Annotated in this window: 21 protein-coding genes; 14 read left to right on the forward strand and 7 right to left on the reverse strand. The window is 67.5% G+C overall.

Features of this window, described 5'->3' with window-relative positions; translation table 11 throughout:
• Positions 1–11: 11 nt before the first annotated feature.
• The 4 genes from FBZ90_RS04315 to FBZ90_RS04330 all read right to left on the reverse strand — a co-directional run bounded on the left by FBZ90_RS04315 (position 12) and on the right by FBZ90_RS04330 (position 4,619).
• Entirely contained in the window at positions 12–479 is a 468-nt protein-coding gene (locus FBZ90_RS04315; protein ID WP_145729788.1) for a GtrA family protein, read from the reverse strand.
• 5 nt (positions 480–484) lie between these two features.
• A complete protein-coding gene (locus tag FBZ90_RS04320) occupies positions 485–1,462 on the reverse strand; it encodes a glycosyltransferase family 2 protein (RefSeq protein ID WP_145729789.1) in 978 nt (325 codons plus the stop codon).
• 25 nt (positions 1,463–1,487) lie between these two features.
• Positions 1,488–3,188, reverse strand: coding sequence for a hypothetical protein (locus FBZ90_RS04325; protein WP_145729790.1), 1,701 nt, complete (start codon positions 3,186–3,188; stop codon positions 1,488–1,490).
• A 123-nt stretch (positions 3,189–3,311) separates the two neighbouring features.
• Positions 3,312–4,619 carry a pentapeptide repeat-containing protein gene (locus tag FBZ90_RS04330; protein WP_246130144.1) on the reverse strand — a complete coding sequence of 436 codons (1,308 nt, stop codon included), beginning with the start codon at positions 4,617–4,619 and terminating at the stop codon, positions 3,312–3,314.
• A gap of 548 nt (positions 4,620–5,167) precedes the next feature.
• On the opposite strand from FBZ90_RS04330, the gene ffh reads away from it, so the two are divergent.
• The 5 genes from ffh (at position 5,168) to rplS (ending at position 8,996) form a co-directional block, all read left to right on the forward strand.
• Positions 5,168–6,523 carry a signal recognition particle protein gene (ffh, locus tag FBZ90_RS04335; protein ID WP_145729792.1) on the forward strand — a complete coding sequence of 452 codons (1,356 nt, stop codon included), beginning with the start codon at positions 5,168–5,170 and terminating at the stop codon, positions 6,521–6,523.
• A 71-nt stretch (positions 6,524–6,594) separates the two neighbouring features.
• Positions 6,595–6,948: a 30S ribosomal protein S16 gene (gene rpsP, locus FBZ90_RS04340; protein ID WP_145729793.1), complete on the forward strand. Its 354-nt coding sequence runs from the start codon at positions 6,595–6,597 to the stop codon at positions 6,946–6,948.
• A 135-nt stretch (positions 6,949–7,083) separates the two neighbouring features.
• Positions 7,084–7,725 (forward strand): ribosome maturation factor RimM, encoded by a 642-nt coding sequence (rimM, locus tag FBZ90_RS04345; RefSeq protein ID WP_145729794.1) that lies wholly within the window; start codon positions 7,084–7,086, stop codon positions 7,723–7,725.
• 4 nt (positions 7,726–7,729) lie between these two features.
• Positions 7,730–8,566: a tRNA (guanosine(37)-N1)-methyltransferase TrmD gene (gene trmD, locus FBZ90_RS04350; protein ID WP_145729795.1), complete on the forward strand. Its 837-nt coding sequence runs from the start codon at positions 7,730–7,732 to the stop codon at positions 8,564–8,566.
• Between the two features lie 43 nt (positions 8,567–8,609).
• On the forward strand, positions 8,610–8,996 hold the full coding sequence (gene rplS / locus FBZ90_RS04355; RefSeq protein WP_145729941.1) for a 50S ribosomal protein L19: 387 nt from the start codon (positions 8,610–8,612) through the stop codon (positions 8,994–8,996).
• Positions 8,997–9,158: 162 nt separating this feature from the next.
• On the opposite strand, the gene FBZ90_RS04360 is transcribed toward rplS, so the two are convergent.
• On the reverse strand, positions 9,159–10,079 hold the full coding sequence (locus tag FBZ90_RS04360) for a LysR family transcriptional regulator (RefSeq protein WP_145729796.1): 921 nt from the start codon (positions 10,077–10,079) through the stop codon (positions 9,159–9,161).
• Positions 10,080–10,204: 125 nt separating this feature from the next.
• On the opposite strand from FBZ90_RS04360, the gene FBZ90_RS04365 reads away from it, so the two are divergent.
• The 3 genes from FBZ90_RS04365 (at position 10,205) to FBZ90_RS04375 (ending at position 12,297) form a co-directional block, all read left to right on the forward strand.
• Positions 10,205–10,759: a hypothetical protein gene (locus FBZ90_RS04365; RefSeq protein ID WP_145729797.1), complete on the forward strand. Its 555-nt coding sequence runs from the start codon at positions 10,205–10,207 to the stop codon at positions 10,757–10,759.
• On the forward strand, positions 10,756–11,745 hold the full coding sequence (locus FBZ90_RS04370; protein WP_145729798.1) for an NAD(P)H-quinone oxidoreductase: 990 nt from the start codon (positions 10,756–10,758) through the stop codon (positions 11,743–11,745). The genes FBZ90_RS04365 and FBZ90_RS04370 overlap by 4 nt, the downstream gene beginning before the upstream one ends.
• A 123-nt stretch (positions 11,746–11,868) precedes the next feature.
• Positions 11,869–12,297: a hypothetical protein gene (locus FBZ90_RS04375; protein WP_145729799.1), complete on the forward strand. Its 429-nt coding sequence runs from the start codon at positions 11,869–11,871 to the stop codon at positions 12,295–12,297.
• 83 nt (positions 12,298–12,380) lie between these two features.
• Here the strand turns inward: FBZ90_RS04375 and FBZ90_RS04380 are convergent, their stop codons facing one another.
• Positions 12,381–13,964 carry a peptide ABC transporter substrate-binding protein gene (locus FBZ90_RS04380; protein ID WP_186455600.1) on the reverse strand — a complete coding sequence of 528 codons (1,584 nt, stop codon included), beginning with the start codon at positions 13,962–13,964 and terminating at the stop codon, positions 12,381–12,383.
• 184 nt (positions 13,965–14,148) lie between these two features.
• The gene (locus FBZ90_RS04385; protein ID WP_186455601.1) at positions 14,149–15,987 is read right to left on the reverse strand and encodes a sensor histidine kinase; all 1,839 of its coding nucleotides are present in this window, start codon (positions 15,985–15,987) and stop codon (positions 14,149–14,151) included.
• 372 nt (positions 15,988–16,359) lie between these two features.
• Between FBZ90_RS04385 and fdxA the strand changes: the two genes are divergently transcribed.
• From fdxA to ftsE, 6 genes are all read left to right on the forward strand, one after another.
• Positions 16,360–16,698 (forward strand): ferredoxin FdxA, encoded by a 339-nt coding sequence (gene fdxA, locus FBZ90_RS04390; protein ID WP_145729802.1) that lies wholly within the window; start codon positions 16,360–16,362, stop codon positions 16,696–16,698.
• A gap of 385 nt (positions 16,699–17,083) precedes the next feature.
• Complete coding sequence (locus FBZ90_RS04395) at positions 17,084–17,584, forward strand: CarD family transcriptional regulator (RefSeq protein ID WP_145729803.1); 501 nt, start codon at positions 17,084–17,086, stop codon at positions 17,582–17,584.
• 167 nt (positions 17,585–17,751) lie between these two features.
• Positions 17,752–18,567 carry a metallophosphoesterase family protein gene (locus tag FBZ90_RS04400; RefSeq protein ID WP_145729804.1) on the forward strand — a complete coding sequence of 272 codons (816 nt, stop codon included), beginning with the start codon at positions 17,752–17,754 and terminating at the stop codon, positions 18,565–18,567.
• Positions 18,568–18,630: 63 nt separating this feature from the next.
• A complete protein-coding gene (gene moaB / locus FBZ90_RS04405; RefSeq protein WP_145729805.1) occupies positions 18,631–19,167 on the forward strand; it encodes a molybdenum cofactor biosynthesis protein B in 537 nt (178 codons plus the stop codon).
• Between the two features lie 256 nt (positions 19,168–19,423).
• Positions 19,424–20,254, forward strand: coding sequence for a hypothetical protein (locus tag FBZ90_RS04410; protein ID WP_246130145.1), 831 nt, complete (start codon positions 19,424–19,426; stop codon positions 20,252–20,254).
• Positions 20,255–20,343: 89 nt separating this feature from the next.
• Complete coding sequence (gene ftsE / locus FBZ90_RS04415) at positions 20,344–21,075, forward strand: cell division ATP-binding protein FtsE (protein ID WP_145729807.1); 732 nt, start codon at positions 20,344–20,346, stop codon at positions 21,073–21,075.
• The last annotated feature ends 41 nt before the right edge of the window (positions 21,076–21,116 follow it).

Below are 21,116 nucleotides of genomic sequence, written 5' to 3' on the forward strand. Positions count from 1 at the left end.
GGTTGGAGAGATTATTTCCGGCCGAACACCAGCACCTTGGACAGGACGAAGTTGAAGCCCATGCCGGCCAGGGAACCCGCACCCTTGGCACCATAGGGCCACAGCGTGGGCAGCCACGGCAGCAGGGCGACGGCGAAGGCCGGGGCGTCCAGCCAGACGATGAGGTTGTAGACTGACAGGTTGACCACGCCGCCCACGGCATTGGCCGCCAGGAACTTGGCCCACTGGTGCAAGGCCCGCCGGCGGCTGGCGCCGGTGAAGGTGAACCGCCGGTTCATCCACCAAGTGAAGGTGGCCGCCACGAAGTAGGAGAAGAAACCGGCACTGTGTTTGTCCAGCCCCAGCGGGTTCATGGCCACCCAGAGGGCGCCCATGTCCACGAACAGGCCAGCCACGCCGATGAGGGCGAAGGACATGACCTCCGCCTTCACCTGCTTCGGGTCGCCAGGAGGGGACTGGCCCTCAGGCAGATCGGTCACGCCGCTCAACCCCGGCCCAGCGGGGCGAAGTCCGGCGCCGGGATTTCCAGGTAGCGCAGGCGCTTCATCTCGCGCCGGCCACGGGTCACCGTGTCCAGGATCAGGCCGCAGGTCAGCGACAGGAAGGCCAGGATCATGAGGCCGGTGGCCAGCACCGCCGTGGGCAGGCGGGGCACCAGGCCCGTCTCCACGAAGGTGACGAAGATGGGAATACCCAAGATGACCGACAGCAGAGCGAACAGGAGGGCGGCCACGCCGAAGAACAGCATGGGCCGTTCCTCCTTCACCAGCTTGGTGATCATCCACAGGATGCGCATGCCGTCCTTGTAGGTGGACAGCTTGCTGACCGACCCAGGCGGCCGGTCCTTGTAGGGGGTCTCCACCTCCGCTATGGGCATGCGCAACTCCAGCGCATGCACCGTCAGCTCCGTCTCCGTCTCGAAGCCGCCGGCCAGCGCCGGGAAGGACTTCACGAAGCGGCGGGAGAAGACGCGGTAGCCCGACAGCATGTCGTTGGTGCGCTTGCCGAAAATGAAGGTCACCAGGCCCGTCAGCAACAGGTTGCCGAACCGGTGGCCGGGGCGGTAGGCCGCCTCGATCTCCGTGACGCGGGCGCCGTTCACCATGTCCAACTGCTCAGTCACCAGCCGGTCGACCAGGGCCGGGGCGCTGGCGGCATGATAGGTGTCGTCGCCGTCGACCATCACGTACACGTCCGCCTCGATGTCGGCGAACATGCGGCGCACCACATTGCCCTTGCCCTGCAGCGGCTCGGTGCGCACCACGGCACCGGCGGCGCGCGCCACCTCCACCGTCCGATCCCTGGAGTTGTTGTCATAGACGTACACGGTGGCGTCAGGCAGGGCCGCCTTGAAATCGGCGACCACCTTGGCGATGGCGGCTTCCTCGTTATAGCAGGGCACCAGGACGGCCACGGTGGGGCGGCGGTTGGCGTCCGGAGTGGAGGCGGTGGTATCTACCATCGCGGGGTATCCTCGAAAATAGGCGTCAGTTGACGGGGTTCATATCACGGGCCGCCGCCGGTTGCAGCGGTACGATGCGACACAACAGCATGGGTTCGTCCAAGGTCGATGTCACAGGCTGGCAGGGTTCCCCGGCACCCTTGAGGCCATAGCGTGGCAAAATCTGGTCCATGGTCCACGTCTCCCAATGCGCCACCAGCAGATAGAAGTCATCCCCGTCGGCGATGCCCTGGTCGATGCGCTGGCGCATTTGCCGGTTCAGCAGGATGTCGCCCTGGTCGGGGTGGATGAAATAGCTCTGTACCCTCAGGAACGGGATCTGCGGCGGAAAGCCGGGAATGAGGAAACTGGTGGGGGCGTAGCCCGTCATCAGGATGACGGTATGGTCCGGCCGGGGAAGGACGGGCGCCTGCACCTCCGACACTTTGGCGCCGAAGGGGCGCTCGCCCCAGGGCACGCGGGCCCAGGTGCCCGATTGGCCGGTGATGGCGAGCAGCAGCAACAGCAGGGCAATGACGGTGCCCCGCACGCGGGCCGGGGCCGGCCACAGCGACACGGCCGCCAGGATCAGCACCGGCGCTAGCATCTCCAGCGGGATGAGATAGCGGTAGATGGCGAACAGCTTCAGCCACACCAGGTAGCTCAAGGCGCCCGCCAGCAGCAGGTAGCGCCGGGCGCGGGCATGGCCCGTGGTGTCCACCGCCGGGGCCTGGACGGCGAACAGCCCCCGGAGCCAGCGGACCAGGGCCACGGCCCCCGTCAGCAGCAGCACGACATAGGCCGCCAGCACCCGGTAATCCCGGAAGATGATCTCGCCCACCAGCTTGGGATCGCGCGCCCAGGCGAAGGGGAACGCGGCGGCGGCCAAGGCCCCCTTGGGGATGAACTTGTCGTCCCGGTAGGGATCGGGCGTGCCCCAGGGGGAATGGAAGACATTGTTGAAATAGGGGAACAGCGGGTTCTGGTAATGGCTCCACAGGAACCACATCCAGTGGCCGGAGAAGAGGGCCATGCCGGCCAGCACACCCAGCCCGAAGAAGAAGGACAGCAACAGGCGGCGCCATGGCGTGCCGCCGGCCAGCAGGAAGGCGGCGCAGGTGCCCACGGCGAAGACGATGGTGGGCTGTTTCAGGCCCACGCCACTGCCGACCAGCAATCCCGCCAACGCCACACGGCGGAAAGCGGGGCCGCTGGGCGCGGTCCACGCGGCACCCTCGCCGCCCCGCTGGCCGCCGCCGATGGCGACCAGCAGGCCGCCCAGCACGAACAGGCTGATGACGTTATCGTAGAAGGTGGTGCCCAGCAGGCCCACTTGGCCGCCACCCACCATGCCGCACACCGCCACGGCCAGGGCCACCAGGGCGCGCCGGCCTTCCGGTGTCGCCGGGCGCTGCACCGTCCAGGCCAGGCCGTACAGCAGCACCAGATTGGCACCCTGGATGCTGCCCAGCAGGAATTCCACCACCCGGGCCGGCCAGACCTGCGCCGCCAGGAAAAAGGGCAGATCCAGGGTGGGATTGTAGAAGCTGGCCACCTGCGCCGGCGCCACATCCATGCCCCAGCGCCCGGTCAGGAAGGCGTAGGCGTTGTACCAATGATAGTTGCGCAGGTCCCAATTGCCGTCCTGGCCCAGAAGCACGGCCCACAGGCCGAACAGGAAGGGGCCGGCCACCAGGAGGCCGAGCGTGAGGCGGCGGACGGGGCGGTCTTGTGTGGGCAGCAACATGGGCGTCCGTCAAACAGAGGAAGGCGGGCGGCGGAAATCGTGCGACAGATTTGCCAGAAAATAGGGCGAAACTAGGCCCAGGAAAGGATGCCGGATCAGTGAACCCGGATCAGTGAACCCAGGTCAGTGAACCATGCCGACCGCGTCCGCCAGGTCGGCCCCGTCCAGGTCCGCCTCGGCCAGGTCGACATCGCGCAGATCCGCCCCCGCCATCTTGGCGTCCGACAGTTCCGCGTCCTTCAGCACCGCCCCCACCAGCGAGGACTGGGACAGCACCGCGCGCTTCAGCATGGCGCCGGTCAGGTTGGCGCCGTCCAGGCGGGCGCGGTGCAGGTTGGCGCTCCACAACCGGCCGGTGGAGCTTTGGATCAAGACGGGGCCCAGGTCCGCCCGCACCAGCAGCGCCCCGTTGAGGGTGGCCCGTTCCAGCGAGGCCCCGCGCAGGTCGGCCCGGCTGAGGTCGGCGTCGCGCAGGTCGGCCAGCGACAGATCGGCCATGGGCAGCGACGTCCCCACCAAGCTGGCCTTGCGCAGGCAGGCGCAGTGCAGCAGGGCCGCCGACAGGTTCGCCCCGGCGAGATCCACGCCGCTCAGGTCCAGGCTGGAAAGGTCGGCGCGGGCGCCCTCGCGCCCCCCCGTCTCCACCCATTCCGTATGCAGGACCAGCATGGCGGACAGGTCCAGGCCGGCGTCCTCCGGCGTGGGGGCGTGGATGCCCTCCAGCACCTCTTCGGCACGCCGGGCGTTGTCGTCCAGGATGGTGCCCATCATCAGGGCGCCGGCGAAGCGGGCCAGCCCCAGTTCCGCGCCCGACAAATCCGCCCCGTGCAGCTTGGCGCCGGTCAGGTTGGCGCCGGTCAGGTCGGCGCCCTTGAGGTCGCAGCCGGTCAGGTTGGTGTTGGTCAGGTTGGCGCGCGCCATCTTGGCGCCGCGCATGATGCAATCGGTCAGGTCGGACTGCACCAGGAAGGTGTTGGACAGCTTGGCCCGGCTGAGATCCGCCCCCACCACCGTGGCGCATGACAGTTCCGTCTGCACCGGAACATCGTCGAACTCATGGGGTGTGATGCTGCCGTCCTTGCGGACGTGCATGATGGTGCCTTCGCGCAGGTCCGCCTCCGCCATGGAGGCCTGGTTCAGCACGGCCCCACGCAGGCAGGCGCCGCGCAGGTCGGCCCGGCGCAGGTCCGAGCGTTCCAGGTTGGCCAGGCGCAAGTCGGCGGCATAGAGGGACGCGCCGGTCAGGATGCAGTCGACCATGCGGGCGCCGAACAGCTTGGCGCCGGAGAAGTCGGCCTCCGCCAGGTTCAGGCCCGACAGATCCATGTGGGACAGGTCACGCAGCTTGAAGCTGGCACGCACGCCACCGGGCTGCTTCGTCAGGAAGGCCCGATGCTTGCCTATGATCGCCAGCAACTCCGTCTGGCTCATCCTTGACCGTTCGGGTTCGGCATTTCTGCCGGACGACATCGACATACAAGCCTCCGCGGGGGCCGGTCCTCCCCCGCAATCCATCTTCGCCTCGGGGCGGTGAGATTAATCTAAGATTATCCCGATAATCCGTTCATACATTATCTTAAATGCTGGCTGGAAGGGCCCCCGCGCACACGAGGCTAGGCTTTAGATGAAATGGCGGGCGCCGTATATGATCTGTCACACATCCGCAGGCCTTTGGACGTCGCCCATTTTGCTTGGCCCCCGCCGCCGGCATACCGCGCCTGGTGGGCTGTCATCGTCTGTTTCGCGCCTCTCGCCCGCCCTTGTGGGGCATTGACATGTGCCCGCCATCGGTCTAGATAGCCCAACCTCGACCACGGGTTCCGGTTCGGAAGCCAGGTCGAACCGCACCCCGCGCCAAGGCGCGACGCCAGTCCACGAGTTTCGTGCACTGGCGCTTTTCGTTTGGGCAAATGGGCCTGACCGGACGCTTGGACTAGGGGGGCGGGTGAAGATCGGAACGGCAATGGCCAGGACGGGTTATGTTTGACGGCTTGACAGGACGGCTCGGCGATATCTTCGACCGGCTGCGTCGGCGCGGCGCCCTCACCGAAGAGGACGTTGGTGCCGCGCTGCGCGAAGTGCGCGTGGCCCTGCTCGAGGCCGACGTGGCCCTTCCCGTGGTCAAGTCCTTCATCAACGGCGTGAAGGAAAAGGCCGTCGGGCAGGAGGTGCTGCGCTCCATCACCCCCGGCCAGATGGTCATCAAGATCGTCCACGACCATTTGGTCGAGATGCTGGGCGAGCAGAACGAGGGCATCAACCTCAACGCCGAGGCGCCGGTGCCGGTGCTGATGCTGGGCCTGCAGGGCTCGGGCAAGACCACCAGCACCGCCAAGATCGCCTGCCTGCTGAAGACCCGCGAGAAGAAAAAGGTGCTTATGGCGTCGCTGGACACGCGACGCCCGGCCGCCCAGGAACAGCTGCGGGTGTTGGGTGAGCAGGTGGACGTGGCCACCCTGCCCATCGTCCCCGGCGAAGACCCAGTGACCATCGCCCAGCGCGCCATGCGCGTCGGCCGCCTGGAAGGCTATGACGTCGTCATGCTGGACACCGCCGGCCGCCTTGCCATCGACGAGGAGTTGATGGACGAGGTGGTGCGCATCCGCGACGTCACCAAGCCGGTGGAAAGCCTGCTGGTGGTGGACGCCATGACCGGCCAGGACGCCGTCACCGTCGCCACCAACTTCAATGACAAGGTCGGCGTCACCGGCATCGTCATGACCCGCATCGACGGCGACGCCCGGGGCGGTGCCGCCCTGTCGATGCGCCAGATCACCGGCCGCCCCATCAAGCTGCTGGGCACCGGCGAAAAGATCGACGCGCTGGAGGCCTTCCACCCCGACCGCATCGCCGGCCGCATCCTGGGCATGGGCGACGTGCTCAGCCTGGTGGAGAAGGCCGCCGAAACCATCGACCGCGAGGAAGCCGAGAAGCTTGCCGCGAAGATGGAGAAGGGCAACTTCGACCTGGACGACATGCTGTCCCAGCTGCGCCAGATTCGGAAGATGGGCGGAATGGGCGGCATGCTGTCCATGCTGCCCGGCGTGGGCAAGATCAAGGACCAGCTGTCCAAGGCCAACATCGACGAGCGCATGCTGAAGCGTCAGGAGGCGATCATCACCTCCATGACCCAGAAAGAGCGCCGCGACATCAAGTTGCTGAACGCATCGCGCCGGCGCCGCATCGCGCTGGGGTCCGGGACCACGGTGGCCGACGTCAACCGGCTGCTGAAGCAGTACCAGGACATGGCCGACATGATGCGCAAGTTCAAAAAACTGGGGAAAAAGGGCCTGATGCGCCAGGGCCTGTCGGCCCTGATGCCCAAGGGCCGCTGATCCCCAGCCAAATTTTAGTATCCGCGTTTCACCATCATCTTCAGTTCAACATCAGAGTCAGGAAGTAAGAAATGTCCCTCAAGATTCGTCTGGCCCGCGGTGGCGCCAAGAAGCGTCCGTTCTACAGCATCGTCGTGTCCGACAGCCGTTCGCCCCGCGATGGCAACTTCATCGAGAAGATCGGCACCTACAACCCGATGCTGCCGCGTGAGCACGCCGAGCGCGTCACCCTGAAGGAAGAGCGCGCCCGCCACTGGCTGTCCGTGGGCGCCCAGCCGACCGACCGCGTCGCCCTGTTCCTGGGCCGCGCCAACATCATCGAGCTGCCGAAGGTCCGCGAGACCCCGAAGAAGTCCGCCCCGAAGGCGAAGGCCCAGGAGCGCGCCAAGCTGGCCGCCGCTGCCGCCGCCAGCACCGAGGGCTGATTGACCTGACGCCGGCCGCCTCCCTTGGCGACAGGGGTGGGTTGGCAGGCATCCAGGTTGACGGGTTGCGACGGGGGCGGGTGACCGCCCCCGTTCAGCTTTTCCGCCGCCTACAGTCTTCCAGAGAGTATCGTTATGGAAACCGCCACGCGCATCTGCGTCGGGCAGTTCGTGGGCAGCCACGGGGTGCGCGGCCGCGTCAAGGTGAAGAGCTTCACGGCTGTGCCGGAGTCGCTGTTCGCCTATGGCACCTTGACCGACGAATCAGGCGCCCGCGCCTTCGCCCTGACCATGACCGGCATGGGCAAGGATCATTTCCTGGCGGAATTGCAGGGCGTGCGCGACCGCGACGCGGCCGACGCGCTCAAGGGCACCCGCCTGTACATCGCCCGTGATCAGTTGCCCGCCCCCGAGGACGAGGACGAGTTCTATCACACCGACCTGATCGGCCTGGTGGCGACCACCGCGGATGGCGAGCCCTTCGGCGAGATCAAGGCCATCTACGACTTCGGTGGCGGCGACATGCTGGAGATCGCGCACGCGGCGTCCGGCAAGACGGTCACCATCCCCTTCACCCGCGCCGCCGTCCCGGTGGTGGATGTGAAGGCGGGCTTGGTGACGGTGGAACCGCCGGCCGGCCTGTTCGAGAAGGTCAAGCCGACGCCGGAGGAACTGGCCGAGATGGAAGGCGGGCCCGCCGCCGATGAGGCGGTAGCCTCGGAAAATGATGAGGCGGTGGCGTCGGATGACGACGCGCCCGAGGCCCACGAGGGCTGATTCGATGACGGCCGGCTGGCATGTGACGGTGCTGACCCTGTTCCCGGAGATGTTTCCGGGGCCGCTGGGCATGAGCCTGGCGGGGAAAGCGCTTGAAAATGGCACCTGGTCGCTGGAATCAGTGGACATCCGGTCGTTCGCGAGTGATAAACACCGCTCCGTGGACGACACCCCGTTCGGCGGCGGACCAGGTATGGTCATGCGGCCCGACGTCCTGGACGCAGCCCTGACCGCCAGCCGGTCGCGGTTGAGCCAGGACCAGAGGGAACGGGGCCGGGCGATCTACCTCTCGCCGCGTGGCCGTGTGCTGGACCAGGCGCTGGTACGGGAACTCGTATCGGCGCCCAGCCTCACAGTGCTGTGCGGCCGGTATGAGGGGGTGGATGAACGGGTCCTGGAAGCGCAGGGCCTCGAGGAAGTGAGCCTCGGGGATTTCGTGCTTTCGGGGGGTGAGCCCGCGGCGCTGTGCCTGATCGACGCCTGCGTCCGGCTGTTGCCGGGCGTCATGGGCAACGCCGAGACGGCGGGCGAAGAGAGTTTCGAGCGGGGATTGCTGGAGTATCCCCACTATACGCGGCCGGCCGTCTGGCAGGACCGCGCGGTGCCCGAGGTTCTACTCTCCGGGCACCATGAGAAGGTGAAAGCCTGGCGGTTGGCCGAGGCGGAGCGCATCACCAGGGACCGGCGACCGGACCTGTGGCAGCGCTACGAGGAGAGCCGGCCCAAGGCCGAAACCAAGAGCCGCCGACGGCGCAAGCCGCGAAGCGGTTCGACCCTTGAGGATGGCGTTTCCCTGGTGGACCCCACTGCGGAAACGGCGCCTGTGCCAAACCTGGATTGACCGCCGTGAGGCTGGCCATTGTCATCATGTGGAGTTGAGTGCCATGAACATCATCCAGAAGCTCGAGCAAGAGCAGATTGAAAAGCTGACCGCCACCCGTGCGGTCCCGGAATTCTCCCCGGGCGACACCGTGAAGGTGAACGTGAAGGTCGTCGAAGGCTCGCGCGAGCGCGTGCAGGCCTACGAGGGCGTCGTCATCGCCCGCCGCAACGCCGGCGTGAACTCCAGCTTCACCGTCCGCAAGATCAGCTACGGCGAAGGCGTGGAGCGTGTGTTCCCGCTGTACAGCCCGCGCCTGGACAGCATCGAGCTGATCCGCAAGGGTGACGTGCGTCGCGCCAAGCTGTACTACCTGCGCGATCGCCGCGGCAAGTCGGCCCGCATCTCCGAGCGCACCACCGGCCGTGGCATGAACAACAAGGACGCCTAAGGCGCCTGTTGTGAGCCCAGGCGGCGGCCCTAAGGCGCCGCCCCGGTCGCACGCTTGATGCAGTACCAAGACACCCGCCGGGCAGCGCGTCCGGCGGGTGTTTTCGTTTGGGGACCGGCGTCCTTGGGGGAGAGGTCGGCGGCAGCCATGGTTCCCGGACCGTCACGGTTCCCAAACAGGGGGGCCGCCGATCGACAACCGCAGACCATCGATGAAGGCGCGCAGCTTGGCTGATGGCTCCGGCAGGGCCCTGAGCAGGAAGATGCCCTGAGGGTTCGGGGCCCAGGGCTCCCCATCCAGCGCAAGCCGCGTGAGGGCACCGGCGCGCACGTCCGGACCGACCACCCAACTGGGAAGGAAAGCCACCCCCACACCCTCCAGAGCGGCGAGGCGCAACGCCTCGAAATCATCGGACCGGAAAACCACCTCGCCGCAGCCAGGCTGGCCCGCCGCGTCGCCCAGCATGTCGGCCCACCCCAAGAGGTCCGCCCCGTGCAGCTTGTCGAGCAGGCGATGGGCGCGCAAATCTTCGACACGCTCGGGCGTGCCATGACGATCCAGGTAGCTGGGGGCGGCGACCGCCAACCGCGATTGATCGGCGAGCTTGGTGGCGATCAAGGCGCTGTCGGCGAGGTGCCCGATGCGGATGACGGCGTCGAGGCGATCGCGCGCCGGGTCGGCCAGGCGCTCCGTCAAATCCAGTTCCACCGACAGGCCGGGATGATCCCGCATCAGGGCGCCCGCCACCGGCAGCACGTACCGCTTGCCGAAGGTGGGAAAGCAGGCGACGCGCAGGACGCCGGCGATCGCCCCGCCGAACGCGGCGATTTCGGCATGAACATCGACAAGATCGTCGATCAGGCGCTGGCCGCGTTCGAACAGCCTCTCCCCGGCATCGGTCATCGCCAGCGCGCGGGTGGACCGCACCAGCACCCGCACGCCCAGGCCATGCTCCAAGGCGTCGATCTGCCGAACGATGGCCGAGGGCGTCACCCCCCGCCGGCGCGCTGCACCCGAGAAGCTGCCGGCCCGCACGACGTCGACGAACACGGCCACCAACTCGGCGAACCTCGGGTCCTTCATCTTTGCTCCGCAGGCAAAGCCATTTCGAGAAATGGCCGCGTTATCATCCGCCGCCCCTGGCCGCATGGTTTGGCTCATCGACGTGGCGCCCGCCCGCCGAGCCAACCCAACCAGGAGACACTGTCATGGCCACTGTCCTCGACCGCATCCTATCCCAATCCGCGTACAGCCATGAAGTCGATGTTCCGATTGAGCAAATCGATATCGCCGACTGGCTGTTCACCCTACCCGAGGCGGAGTACCTGCGGTGTTGCGCGCCTGATCATATCGCCGCCGGGGTGACCACCACCGACGATGGCCGGCGCATGTCCATCAATGTCGAGATGATCGGAACCGGCCTGGTGGTACAGCACTATGTGGCCGAGGAGGCGGGTAAGACCTACTGCCGCATGAATTCGATCTCGGACGTTTTCACCGCCAACGGACGTACCCAGGTGAACGTGATCTGGGAATTGATGGCCGAAGCGATCGACGGCAATCGCACCCGGTATACCAACCGCGTGACCGCCCACCCGACCGACGCCTTCATGGATTTCCTGGCCCGGCACGGCATCGCCTATGAGGACGCCGCCGCGGCGCGCCAAGCCGCCGGCGGAGACCACAACCGCCGCGAAACTCCCTTGTTCGCCGAGAGCATCGCCCGTCGCGCCCTGGCCAATGCCAAGGAGGCGGTGTCGTGAGAGCCATCGCCTATGAACGCTTCGGCCCGCCGGACATGCTGCGGCTGGTTGAGGCGCCCGCGCCGCGGCCGCGGCCCAATGACCTGCTGGTTCGTGTGGCCGCGGCGGGGGTCAACCGGGCCGATCTGATGCAACGGGCCGGCTTCTACGGCGACCAGACCTTCGGCGACAGTCACTTGCTGGGCCTTGAACTCGCCGGCGAGGTCATCGAGGTCGGCCCCGGCGTCACGGATATGCGGATCGGGGATCGGGTGATGGCCATCGTCGGCGGCGGAGCCTATGCAGAGATCGCCCGGGTCGACCGCGGCATGGCCGTGAAGGTGCCGGACGAGCTGCCGCTGACGGACGCGGCCGGGGTCATGGAGGCCTTCGTCACCGCCTGGGAGGCGGTGGCGCACCTGGCCCGGGTCCAGCCCGGGCAGCGGGTGCTGATCCACGCGGCGGCCGGCGGCATCGGTTCGGCGGCGGTACAGATCGCCCGATCCCTGGGGGCCACCGTCTATGCCACAGCCTCGGCCCAACGGATGGCGGACGTGCGTGACCTGGGAGCCGCGGCCGTGATCGATTATCGCGGCGCGGATTTCGAGGCGGAGGTTTCCCGCCTTACGCAAGCGGCGGGAGTGCACGCGGTGGTCGATTTCATCGGCGGCGACTATCTGGCACGCAATCTCCGAAGCCTGGCGCCCGGTGGCACGCTGGTCCAGGTCGGTGTCCTGAGTGGCGACGCCGACGCGTCAATCCCGCTGGACCTGGTGCTGCACAACCATCTCCGTCTCATCGGGACGGTGATGAAATCACGGACGCCGGAGGAAAAGCGCGCCATGGTCGCCCGCTTCACGGCAGGCGCCCTGCCCCACCTGGCAAGAAGGGAGATAAGGCCGGTCATCGACCGGATCCTGCCACTTGAACGGGCCGCCGAGGCGCATCAAAGGATGGAAAGCGGCGGCGGCTTCGGGAAGATCATCCTGGCGGTCGGGGAAGGGTGACAACCCGATCCTGCGGCAACCGAGCCCGCCCCCGAAATGCCACAGTTCCGCCCCACGGCTGCCGCCGTCGCCCCGCATCCATCGTCGGGATGGGCGCGCGCATAGGTCGCGTAAGGGGGAACCATGACAAAGCGGTGGTGGTGCGTGGGCGGCGCGTTGATGGGCTTGTCGGCTTGCGCCGAGCCGGGGCCGCTTCCCCCGGCGCCGCCGCCGCTCACCCCACAGACCTTCGCCGGCGCGGCGGGCAGCATCCGGGGCAACTATCCCGGTTTCCAGATCGACGAGACCTACAGGCCACGGCCGCCGCTGACGGGGCCCTGCGCCGTGTTCGTCTGGGACCGCCCCCTGCCCGATGGCTGGGCCTTGCGCGCCAAATCCGCATCCTGTCCCGATCCGGGCAGACCCGGGTTCCAGGTGCCGGTGGATTTGGGGCAGTTCCTGATCCCGATGGCGGAGAGCACCCTTGCCCATGGCTGGGACACGCCGCCGGAGCCTGACAGCCCGCCCACCGCCCCTAACGCCGGCCGTCCGGCCGTGGATAAGGGGCGATAGCGGCCGGCCTTGTGCGCGCGGTGTTTGATCGTGACCGCCCCCCTCAATCGCCGGGCACCAGCCTTCGCCTCGCGTCGCTGGCGCTAGGGCGTCACGTCCAGAAAGCGGCTGGGCGTCAGATCCAGTGGATTGGGGACCCAGCCGGTGACATGGGGCGATACCAGCCGCCTCATGCTCTTGTGGAACAGCGGGATGATGGGGGTGTCATCCATCATCAACCGTTCCGCCCGGCGCAGCAGGCCGGCGCGGCGCCCCGGATCGGCCTCGCCATTGGCCTCCTCCATCAGCGCGTCGAACAGGGGATTGGCATAGCTTGGGTAGTTTTCGCGGCCGGCATCCGCCCGCATCACCGCCAGGAAGCTGTTGGCATCGGGGTAGTCGCCGATCCAGGAGGCGAACACCACATCCTTGAAAGTCTTTTCACTGGCCTTGGTGGTCACCGTTTGGAAGTCCCGATCCTCCAGGCGCACCTCGACACCCAGCACCGCGTGCCACTGGCGGGCCACCGCGGCGGCGGCGGACTGCCAGTTGGCGCCCGTGGGATACAACAGGGTGATGACCGGCAGCGGCTTGGCCCCGGGGCCGTAGCCGGCCTCGGTCATCAAGGTTCGCGCCCGCCGCTCCCGCTCCGCCTGCGGCAGGTCGCGCCAGGCGGGCCAGCCCGGTTCATACCCCGGCACGCCGGGGCTGGGCGCCAGGCGCGGCACATAGCTGTAGGCCGGCCGCTCCCCCGCCAGGACGCCGGTGGCGAGCGCCTCCCGCTCCACGGCCAGGGTCAGCGCCTCCCGCAGGGCGGGGGATGACTTCCACGGCTCATTGCGAAGGTTGAAACTCAGGAAATAGGTGTCGTAGGCCTCGGCGCTGACGAAGGCGTCCGGCAATGCCGTCCGTGCCCAGGCCACCTGATCCACCGGCAACTCGTACGTCGCCTGCAGCCGTCCCTCCTGGAACAGCCGCGTCTCCGCCTCGCGGTCCTCCAGCGGCAGGTCGCGGACGGTATCGATGGCAACCTTGGCCCGGTCGTAATAGGCGGGATTGCGCGCCAGGGTCAGGTGATCGCCAGCCACGTCTTCAACCAGGACATAGGGCCCGCTGGCGGCGTAATGGCCGGGCTGGGTGAAGGCGTCGCCATAGGCCTGCACGCTGGCCTTCTGCACGGCGAACAAGGCCTGGTGCTGCAACATGGCGAGGAAATAGGCGGTGGGCCGCACCAGTTCCACCTGGAAGGTGTGGGCGTCCAGGGCCGCCACGCCCAGGCGACGCGGGTCCTTGATCACACCCTTGGCGATGGACTCCCCATTCACCACGATGCCCATGTAGAAGGCGAAGGGCGACGCCGTGCGCGGGTCCGCCAGGCGCTGCCAGGAAAAGACGAAATCATCCGCCGTCACCGGCGTGCCGTCCGACCAGGCGGCGTCCGCGCGCAGCCTGAAGGTGTAGATGCGGCCGTCGGGTGAGACCGTCCAGCTTTCCGCCAAGGCGGGCCGGGCGCCGCCACGGCCATCGGGTGCCAGCAGACCTTCCAGCAGGTCATTGATCACCAGGCCTTCCGATCCCAGGTCGGCGCGCTGCGGATCCAAGGTCAGCGGCACCCCGCCGATGGAGCGGACCAGCGTTTTCCCGGGCTGGGGATTGGCGGCCATGACAGGAAACGGATGGCCAGCCATCAGGAGAAGGCCAGCCCACAGCGCCAGGCAGCGGCCCCCCGCCCGGCAGCGCGACGATATCCCCATAGGCACGGCCCCCAAAGCCCCCCGCGCGCTGGCGTTGGTGCCGGCCGCCGTTCCACCGTAGTGGGGCGGCCAAACGGGGGCAAGCCCTGGCTGCCCGCCGATGCCCCACCAGCCGTGGTCAGCCCGGGACGGCCACGACCTCCGCCTCGGCAGGTGGCGATGCCGGCGGCTGGGGCGCGACCTTGGGCAGGCGCAGGAAGAAGCGGGTGCCACGGCCGGGGGCGCTATCCACCTCGATACGGCCGCCCAGGGTGCGGGTCACCAGGTTGAAAACGATGTTCAGTCCCAGGCCCGTGCTCCCCGCCCCGCGGCGGGTGGTGAAAAACGGGTCGAAAATGCGGGGCAAGGCCTCCGCCGGGATACCCTTGCCATCGTCGGCGAACAGGATTTCCACATGCTCCGCCGGCGGCCGCCCCACCGCCCCCGGCGTCGGCGGCAGGGAAGAGGCCGTGATGGTCAGCCGCCCGGCCTGCCCCGGCGAATACGCGTGCAAGGTGGCGTTGACGATCAGGTTGGTCAGCACCTGGCTGAGCGCCCCGGGGTAGGTGTCCAGCACCAGGGTGGCGGGACACTCTATCGTCAACGTGTGGCCCGGCCGCTTCCATTGCGGGCCCAGGCTGATGGCGATTTCCTCCAGATACGGCTTCAGCGACAGCAGGCGCCGTTCATCGCTGGTCTGGTCGACGGCGATGTTCTTGAAGCTCTGCACCAAACGCGCGGCGCGGCCGGCGTTGACGGTCATGAGGCTGGCCGTCTCCTCCACCAAATCCAGGAAGTCCATAAGGGCCGCCCGGCGGGGTGGGCCGTTCGCCAATTCCGCCCGGAAGTCGCGCAGGCGGTCGGCCAGGAAGGTGGCCGCGGTATAGCTGATGCCCACCGGCGTGTTCAGCTCATGCGCCACGCCGGCCACCAACTCACCCAGCGATGCCAGCTTCTCCGCCTGCACCAGGCTTTCCTGGGTGTCCCGCAACTCCTGCAGCGCGCGCGCCGTCTCGGCATGGGCCCGCGCCGTCTCCTCCTCATGGCGGTAGCGTTCGGTGACATCATTGTAGATCGACACCCAACCCAGGCCGGGCATGCGGTTGCGACGGAATTCGACGATACGGCCGTCCTCGCCCCCGATATGGATGGTGCCGGTGCCTTCCGCGCGCTCGCCGTCGGGCCGGCCTTCGGGCCGGTAGCGCAGCAATTGCCATTGCACCAACAGCTCCCGTTCCTCATCGCTGGGGATCAGTTGCGGGGGACGGGCCGCCTGCAAGGCCAGCAGACGACCCAGCCAGGGGATGGAGGCGATGGCCGCCGGGTCGAACTGGCTGGGATCCAGCCGGATACCGTCATAGTCACCCCGGCGCGATTGCCAGCGGGCCAGATCGGGCATGTTGGGATAGGTGCGGATGATCTCGTCCGTGGCGCCGCCGATGGCGGGCCAATTACGGCTCCACACCACGAAATTGAAGTCCTCGTCCATCACCATGAAGCCGCCGGGTACCGCCTCCATGGCGGCGCTGAGGATGGCGGACTTGCGCCGTACCTCGTCCTCGGCCAGGCGGCGGTCAGTGATGTCGTTATAGCTGAGGACGAGGCCGCCGCCGGGGATGCGCTCCTCCACCGCGCGGTACCAGCGGTCGCCGATCAGCCCCTCGCGCGCCAGGCCGCGCTGGGACATGCCGCGCTGGGCCAGGCGCCGGGCGATGTAGGCCTCCGGATCCGCCTCCGCCTGCGGCACCTGGCCGGCGGCGATGGAATGGCGCAGCAGATCCTCGAAGCGCCAGCCCAGGATGGCCCCCGGCGGCGGCGACCGGGGAAACATGTCGTGATAGCGGTCGTTGGCGAACACCACCCGGTCGTCGGGACCGAACACGACGATGGCTTGGGAAAAGCGCTGAAGGACGGCGTAAAGCTCGGCCGCCATGGCCGGCGACGGCTCGATGGAGCCCGAGTCCCACCGCCTGGACATTTCCGGTGGGTCCTCCGCTTGGCCTTTGTTGCCGTGCGCCGTCATACCGTTCCTGCCTCTCCCGGTCCTTGGCCAGACTATCCGTAACGGTAAGTCAATTTCAATCAGACGTGCTCTTTTTACGTGTGGCGTGCGCTGGACGCGGACGCGGGCCACCACCCGCGCACGCTGAACCCTGTTGCGCCCGCCCCACGCATGTTCTACCTCTCCCGCTGTCATCCGGCCGCTATCCGGACGACGTAGGTTTCGCCGACGCTCGCGGGTGCTATACCCTCGGGCGATATCGGGCTATACGTGCCCCCGTGCCACCCCGCTGGAGGCTGCCCTGGTCCGGGCGCCTGGGGAACCGGGTTTTCAAGGAGAGTGCGAGCAATGCCGTATGTCGTGACCGAGCAGTGCATCAAGTGCAAGTACACCGACTGCGTGGAAGTGTGCCCCGTGGACTGCTTCTACGAGGGTGACAACATGCTGGTCATCCATCCCGATGAATGCATCGACTGCGGCGTCTGCGAACCGGAATGCCCGGCCGAGGCCATCCTGCCGGACACCGACGGCCGGGCCGAGGAATGGCTGGAACTGAACCGGCAGTACGCCGCCGCCTGGCCCAACCTGAACCGCAAGAAGCCCGCCCCGGCGGATGCCGACGCCTTCAAGGGCGTGCCGGACAAGTTCAAGACCTATTTCAGCGACAAGCCCGGCAACGGCAACTGAAGACAGGCGTCAGGCGCCGCCAGCCACCGGGCCGGGCGGCGCTTTGTCTTTCCTTTGGGCGGAGCCGCCCAAATCTTAAGCGGCTTCTGCCTAAGACATGCGCGATTCGCATGTCCGACATCCTGGCCCATACCAGGAACTTAAGTCGAACGTGGTCTTGTTGACCTGTCATCGCATCGTCATATCGGTTATAGTTCTGGACGCGAGAATAGGCACGCCGTTCGCGAAAGCTTAAGCGTGCCCCATTCCCCCAGCGCCTTCGTGCTGTCTGTCCGTTGTCGCAGCCCCTGGCAGGCCGACAGCGACCTTTGCATGCCGTTCCGGGCGTCCAGGCCCGCCTCCCCGAGGCGGGACTTTAAAAGCCGAATTGTGAGAGCCGATCCAAATGACCGATAAGCTCGATTTCGTCACTGGTGATTACGTCGTTTACCCGGCCCACGGGGTTGGACGCATCGTGGCGATCGAAAAGCATGCCATCGCCGATATGGAGGTGGTGCTGTACGCCATCACCTTCGAGAAGGAGCGCATGACGCTGAAGGTCCCCGTGACCAAGGCGAAGAACGCCGGCCTGCGCCGCTTGTCGAGCAAGGACCGGATCAAGGACGCGATGGAGACCCTGCAGGGTCCGTCCAAGATCAAGCGGATCATGTGGAGCCGCCGCGCCCAGGAGTATGAGGCCAAGATCAACTCCGGCGACCCCGTGTCCATCGCCGAGGTGGTGCGCGACCTGCACCGCGGCACCGACCAGTCCGATCAGTCCTACAGCGAGCGGCAGATCTACCACGCAGCGCTGGAGCGCCTGGCGCGCGAGCTCGCCGCCGTGGAAAAGATCGATGAGCGCAAGGCCACCGAGCGGTTGGAAGCGGTGCTGGCGAAGGCGGCGTAAGCCGTCAGCCGCCAAGGCTCGACTATCCCCGCCCATTGGGGGTACGGTGCGCCGACATCACTATACTTAGTGGAAAAAGGGGCGATCCCGGTCGATCGCCCCTTTTTTCATGGGGCGGCGGCGCATACACTGACCGATAACTTTCTCCTGCCGGTCTGACCCTTCGCATGAACGAACAAGAGCGCTTTGTCGTGCTGGGCCGTCCACGGCGCATCTGGGCCGTGGGGGCGATTCATGGCGACGTCGACCGGCTGGCCGCGTTGCACGACGACATCGGCGCCCGTTTTCAGCCCGGGGACCGGTTGGTCTATCTCGGCAACCTGATCGGTCGCGGCCCGCGCGTGCGGGACACGGTGGATGAACTGCTGTCCTTCCGTCGCGCCGTGCTGTCGGTGCGCGGGGTCATCGTCAGCGACCTGGTCTACCTGCGCGGCGGGCAGGAGGAGATGTGGCAGAAGCTGCTGCAGCTGCAATTCGCGCCCAACCCCATCGAAGTGTTGCAATGGATGATGAGCCAGGGCGTGGACGCCACCCTGGCGGCCTACGGCGGCAGCGCCTACCAGGGGGTGGCCGCCGCGCGCGACGGTGCGGTGTCGCTGGCGCGCTGGACCGGGCAACTGCGCACCGCCCAGCGCGCCGCCCCCGGCCATGACACCCTGTTCGCCGCCCTGCGCCGCGCGGCCTATACCGAGCGGCGGCAGGACGGCCTGCCCGAGCTTCTGTTCGTGAACGCCGGCATCGACATCTCCCGCCCCCTGGCCGCCCAGGGCGACAGCTTCTGGTGGGGCGGTGGCGCCTGGCACCGCATCGAGGGCGCCTACGCCGGTTTCCGCCGCGTGGTGCGCGGCTATGACCCCAGCCATGGCGGACCGGCGGCCACGCCCCATGCCGTCACGCTGGACGGCGGCTGCGGCTTCAACGGCGCCCTGGTCTGCGGCTGCTTCGGCCCCGATGGCGAACTGCTGGAAGTGGTCGAGGTCTGATCCCCGGTTGACGACCGGCGCCCGGCGCCTCACTTAAGGGGCGTTCAGAACAGGAGCGCCCCCTTGTCCCGCATCGACGAAACCCGCCCCTTCCTGCCGGTGCAGATCGCCGTGATGACGGTGTCCGACACCCGCGACTCCACCACGGACAAATCCGGCGACACACTGGCGGAACGGTTGACCGGCGCCGGTCATGTGCTGGTGGCCCGCACCATCGTGAGGGATGACCAGGCGGCCATCACGGCGCAGTTGCGCGCCTGGATCGCCGACCCGGCGGTGGACGTCGTCATCTCCACCGGCGGCACCGGGCTGACCGGCCGCGATGTCACCCCCGAGGCGTTCGAGAGCGTTTATGAGAAGCGAATCGACGGCTTCGGCGAGATGTTCCGGACCCTATCCTATGAGAAGATCGGCACCTCGTCCCTGCAAAGCCGGGCCACGGCCGGCGTGGCGGGGGGCACCTACCTGTTCGCCCTGCCGGGCAGCCCCAGCGCCTGCCGCGACGGCTGGGACCTGATCCTGCGCTATCAGTTGGACAACCGCTTCCGCCCCTGCAACCTGGTGGAAATCATGCCCCGCCTGCAGGAACACCGCGCCTGAGGACGGGGGCGCGGGGGCCGGCGGGACGCGATTTCGGTTAAGACCGCCCCCCGCAGTTGAAGCGCGGGGGGAAAACCTGTATCGATTCAAGGCCCGGCCGGACGGGTCCTCCCGACGCCGTCCACACCCGTGGCCAGACGCGTTCCGGGGTCCGTCCCCGAGGGAAACCGCCGGCGGCCGGCATCGGCGACAGGCGGCAGGACGTGAGCGGCCAAGGACGCCGGCACCAAGAATGCGGGACCAGGAGAACGACCCCATGACGCGAACCTATATCTCGATGGCCAAGACCGGCGGCCAGGGCAAGACGCTGGTGGCCCAGATGCTGGTCCTGCAGCACGAGCAGAAGGGCGCGCCCGTGAAGCTGGCCGCCGCCGACAGCGACACGCTGAACCAGCGGTCCAAGTTCGGCCGCCTGTTCGCCGGCGTGAAGGAACTGGGCATCGGTGAACAGCTGACCAACATCAAGACCTCGACCGACCCCAACCTGGCCATCAAGTATTGGGACGAGTTCGGCCGCACCCTGCTGGAGGGTGGTTATGTGGTGGACGTGGGCGCCAACGTGGCCGCCGACCTGTTCGCCTGGGCCGAGGCCCGCAACGCCGGCGCCCTGCTGCGCCGCCGCAACAGCAACCCCATCGACCTGATCGTCACCACCAAGGCCGAGGCCCAGGCCATCGAGGATGCCCGCGCCCTGATCCAGTATTCGTTCGACAAGAACGAGTGGTTGCCCTTCGGCCGCCGCTTCGTGGTGTTGAACGAGGTGGCCGGCGGTTTCGGCCCCTATGAGAACGACCAGTCCTTCCGCCGCCTGAAGAGCTTCCAGAGCCAGGGCGTCGGCCTGATCACCATCAAGCGCTGCGAAAGCGACATCTGGAAGCTGCTGGAGAAGGAGTTCATCTCCGTCCGTGACGCGCTGAAGATGACCGACGCCGACCTGGAGAAGCGCTACGGCATCGACGTCTGGACCGGCCACAGCGGCCTGACCGACCTGCGCGCCTGGGCGCAGGAAACCCTGACCGCGTTCGAGAAGGCCGGCCTGTTCCCGACCACCGACCGCGCGGACGCCGAGGCGGCATCGGCCGAGTAAGCGCCCCTCCGTTTCCCGGATCGGGCCCGGTCCCGCCCCGCCCATAAGCGGGCGGGCCGGGCTCTTTCCATTTCAAGGATGCCCCGCCTTTGGTCCGTTTCGAGAATGTCGGTCTGCGCTATGGCACCGGGCCTGAGGTGCTGCGCGACATCAGCTTCGAACTGGCGCCCGGGTCCTTCCATTTCCTGACCGGCCCCACCGGCGCCGGCAAATCCAGCCTGCTGAAGCTGCTCTATCTGGCGGAACGCCCGTCCCGCGGCCTCATCACCCTGCTGGGCCATCCGCTGTCCAAGACCCCGCGCAAGGCCCTGCCGGCCCTCCGCCGCCAGATCGGCGTGGTGTTCCAGGACTTCCGCCTGATGAACCACCTGACGGTGTTCGACAACGTCGCCCTGCCCTTGCGCCTGGCCGGCCAGGATGAGGCCCATGTGCAGGAAAGCGTGACGGAGCTGCTGTCGTGGGTGGGGCTGAAGGCCAAGCTGGATGAGCGGCCCTTGCGCCTATCGGGCGGCCAGAAGCAGCTGGTGGCCATCGCCCGGGCCGTGGTCACCCGGCCCAAGCTGATCATCGCCGACGAGCCCACGGGCAACATCGACCGTGAGATGAGCCTGCGCATCATGCGGCTGTTCATCGAGCTGAACAAGCTGGGCACCACCTGCCTGGTGGCCACGCATGACATGGTGCTGGTCGATCGCCTGCAGAAGCCGGTGATGGAGCTTTACGAGGGCAAGCTCGCCGAATCCGGCTGGTGGATGCAGGGTGGCGCCGGCGGCGGCAGCCCCGGCCGGGACATGCCGGACGATCTGTCCCCCGACTTCTGAGCCCTTTTGACCCAGCACAAATCGCGGATGCGGCCCCCCGT

Origin of the sequence: Nitrospirillum pindoramense (genome assembly GCF_007827955.1) — a bacterium.
Lineage (GTDB): Bacteria > Pseudomonadota > Alphaproteobacteria > Azospirillales > Azospirillaceae > Nitrospirillum > Nitrospirillum amazonense_B.

Coding starts and splice junctions, on each gene's coding strand:
- FBZ90_RS04320 (WP_145729789.1), bottom strand. CDS start 1,462: ATGGTAGATACCACCGCCTCCACTCCGGACGCCAACCGCCGCCCCACC.
- rplS (WP_145729941.1), top strand. CDS start 8,610: ATGAACATCATCCAGAAGCTCGAGCAAGAGCAGATTGAAAAGCTGACC.
- FBZ90_RS04360 (WP_145729796.1), bottom strand. CDS start 10,079: ATGAAGGACCCGAGGTTCGCCGAGTTGGTGGCCGTGTTCGTCGACGTC.
- FBZ90_RS04395 (WP_145729803.1), top strand. CDS start 17,084: ATGACCGATAAGCTCGATTTCGTCACTGGTGATTACGTCGTTTACCCG.
- FBZ90_RS04330 (WP_246130144.1), bottom strand. CDS start 4,619: ATGAGCCAGACGGAGTTGCTGGCGATCATAGGCAAGCATCGGGCCTTC.
- fdxA (WP_145729802.1), top strand. CDS start 16,360: ATGCCGTATGTCGTGACCGAGCAGTGCATCAAGTGCAAGTACACCGAC.
- FBZ90_RS04385 (WP_186455601.1), bottom strand. CDS start 15,987: ATGTCCAGGCGGTGGGACTCGGGCTCCATCGAGCCGTCGCCGGCCATG.
- FBZ90_RS04410 (WP_246130145.1), top strand. CDS start 19,424: ATGACGCGAACCTATATCTCGATGGCCAAGACCGGCGGCCAGGGCAAG.
- FBZ90_RS04400 (WP_145729804.1), top strand. CDS start 17,752: ATGAACGAACAAGAGCGCTTTGTCGTGCTGGGCCGTCCACGGCGCATC.
- rimM (WP_145729794.1), top strand. CDS start 7,084: ATGGAAACCGCCACGCGCATCTGCGTCGGGCAGTTCGTGGGCAGCCAC.
- FBZ90_RS04375 (WP_145729799.1), top strand. CDS start 11,869: ATGACAAAGCGGTGGTGGTGCGTGGGCGGCGCGTTGATGGGCTTGTCG.
- FBZ90_RS04325 (WP_145729790.1), bottom strand. CDS start 3,188: ATGTTGCTGCCCACACAAGACCGCCCCGTCCGCCGCCTCACGCTCGGC.
- rpsP (WP_145729793.1), top strand. CDS start 6,595: ATGTCCCTCAAGATTCGTCTGGCCCGCGGTGGCGCCAAGAAGCGTCCG.
- FBZ90_RS04380 (WP_186455600.1), bottom strand. CDS start 13,964: ATGGCTGGCCATCCGTTTCCTGTCATGGCCGCCAATCCCCAGCCCGGG.
- FBZ90_RS04365 (WP_145729797.1), top strand. CDS start 10,205: ATGGCCACTGTCCTCGACCGCATCCTATCCCAATCCGCGTACAGCCAT.
- trmD (WP_145729795.1), top strand. CDS start 7,730: ATGACGGCCGGCTGGCATGTGACGGTGCTGACCCTGTTCCCGGAGATG.
- ffh (WP_145729792.1), top strand. CDS start 5,168: ATGTTTGACGGCTTGACAGGACGGCTCGGCGATATCTTCGACCGGCTG.